Genomic DNA, 2,369 nt, shown 5'->3' on the forward strand with positions numbered 1-2,369 from the left:
GTAAGCGTCTAGCGAAGTACACCTAGCATCGATGTTCTGATTATCTAAAAATACCTGCTCAATGATAAATTTGGAGCAGGTGATGAAAACATACAGAACAACTACTCAGTGGCAGATGCTACTTCAACAACGCGGCTCGTTTAGTGGCACTAATATCGAATTCTGCCAACACCATAATGTCGCTATTACCACTTACTATAAACAGCGCGCTTTACTGGCTGAGTATCAGCCTAATTCAACCTTGCCAGTGCAAACAACGAACCCCACATCATCACGTTTTATTCAGGTAAAACAAACCACCACTGAAGTCTGCGCGCAAACTCATCAACATGTGGTGCAGTTTGATATCCGCACAGGCCAGTTAATGTTTCCAGCCAATTTAGCAACGAACGATATCGTTGCCATTATTAAAGGGCTAACGGCATGAAGATGTTTGTTGATGTGCCCACCGTTTATTTATGTGCTGATGTGGTCGATTTTCGTAAATCGATTAATGGATTGGCGGTGTTGGTGGAAGCAGAGCTTGAACTACCTGTGCTCAGTGGCGCACTATTTGTCTTTTGTAATAAAGGGCGCGACAAACTCAAACTGCTGTACTGGGATAACACAGGGTTTGCCCTGTGGTATAAGCGTTTAGATAAACATAAGTTCAAATGGCCTAAACTCATGTCACCCACCATGACGTTAACCGAGCAACAATTACACTGGTTATTAGCAGGTTATGATGTGATTGGTCACAGCAAAATGGATGTCGCAGGTAAGACCATGCTTTAATTATTCAAAAGAGTTGGCGATCGATTGATGATCATCAAAAGACGTTCAGTTAGCACTGGAAAGCCTTTTGTTATGCCTTAAAATAGGCGTTATGAAAAATGAACTCGCCCTTAAACAGCGTATTGCTGAACTTGAAAAACTGTTAGCGCAGAAGGATGCACAAATCGCAGCCTTGGAAGAGCGCTGGCGTCTGGCCCAACAAAAACAATTCGGCAAGAGTGCTGAAGGCTTTATCGGCCAAGGCGAGTTATTCAATGAAGTGGAAGAGATTGTTGAGGAAGTTGAGGCAGAGCAGCAATCCATTAGCTATACCCGTAAAAAGCCGGTGCGTAAGCCACTGCCAAAAGACTTACCCCGTGAGCAGGTTATTCACGACATCACCGATAAGACCTGTGATTGTTGTGGCGGTGAGCTGCATAAAATGGGTGAAGATAAGTCAGAAAAGCTTGAGTTTATACCCGCTCAAATCAAAGTGATTGAGCGCATTAGGCCTAAGTACGCTTGCCGTCACTGTGATAAATCCTCGACTCAGACACCGATAAAACAAGCCTCAATGCCTGCCATGCCCATCAACAAAGGCATTGCGACGGCGAGTTTATTGAGCCAACTTATCACCAGTAAATACCAATATGGGTTACCGCTTTATCGCCAGGAAGCGATGTTTAAGCAATACGGTATTGAACTCAGTCGCCAGACCATGAGCAGTTGGATAGACAAATCCGCCACACTCTTCGCGCCATTAGTTGCGCGGCTTAAAGCCGAACTGCTAAAGCAGCCCACGTTGTTTGCCGATGAAACACCATTGAAAGTGGTGAAATCCGATAAAGTGAACAGCTATATGTGGGTGTATTGCTCGGGTCGAGACTCACCAGACCCGAATAATCCTATCCCTAATATCGTGCTTTACGACTTCCACAATAGTCGCGCGGCCGCGTGCGTGGTCAATTATCTTGATGGATATCAAGGGTACTTGCACGTGGATGGTTATCAGGCCTATGCCAAAACAGAGGCAACGTTAATCGGCTGTTGGGCTCATGCTCGTCGTAAATTTATCGAGGCGAAAAAGCTACAAGGTAAAAACAAAACCGGCAAGGCAGATGTGGTATTGAGCCTTATCCAAAAATTGTACGGCGTTGAGTCACGCATCAAAGATAAAAGTGTGGATGATAAATACACGACAAGACAACAAGCCAGTGTGCCTATACTGGACAAGCTAAAAGCATGGCTTGAGCAGAACCAGCCAAATTTAGTGGGCAATGCCAAACTGATTGAGGCGGCTAATTACCTGGCTAATCAATGGCACAAGCTTATCCGCTATGTGGATGATGGACGACTCAGCATCGATAACAATAGAGCTGAACGCGCAGTAAAACCGTTTGTGATAGGCCGAAAGAATTGGTTATTTAGCCAAACGGCTAACGGTGCACATGCTAGTGCAACCCTTTACAGTATTGTGGAAACCGCAAAGGTTAATGGACTCATCCCATTTGATTACATCATGGCTTGCCTTAATGACCTGTGCCAACCAGCACCGGATATCGATAGCTTGTTACCCTGGAATTTTAAAAAATAGGTGTGGTTCGCTAGACGCTTAC

General features: G+C 44.9%; 3 protein-coding genes. All 3 read left to right on the forward strand.

Features of this window, described 5'->3' with window-relative positions:
- Positions 1-82 precede the first annotated feature (82 nt).
- The 3 genes from ACROAE_RS20450 (at position 83) to tnpC (ending at position 2,347) form a co-directional block, all read left to right on the forward strand.
- Entirely contained in the window at positions 83-427 is a 345-nt protein-coding gene (locus ACROAE_RS20450; RefSeq protein WP_432406118.1) for an IS66 family insertion sequence element accessory protein TnpB, read from the forward strand.
- Positions 424-774, forward strand: a complete 351-nt coding sequence (gene tnpB / locus ACROAE_RS20455) for an IS66 family insertion sequence element accessory protein TnpB (RefSeq protein ID WP_432406121.1) — start codon at positions 424-426, stop codon at positions 772-774. The genes ACROAE_RS20450 and tnpB overlap by 4 nt, the downstream gene beginning before the upstream one ends.
- A gap of 91 nt (positions 775-865) precedes the next feature.
- Positions 866-2,347, forward strand: a complete 1,482-nt coding sequence (gene tnpC / locus ACROAE_RS20460; protein ID WP_432406124.1) for an IS66 family transposase — start codon at positions 866-868, stop codon at positions 2,345-2,347.
- Positions 2,348-2,369: the final 22 nt, after the last annotated feature.

Source organism: Shewanella sp. MF05960, from assembly GCF_050849305.1.
Classification (GTDB): domain Bacteria; phylum Pseudomonadota; class Gammaproteobacteria; order Enterobacterales; family Shewanellaceae; genus Shewanella.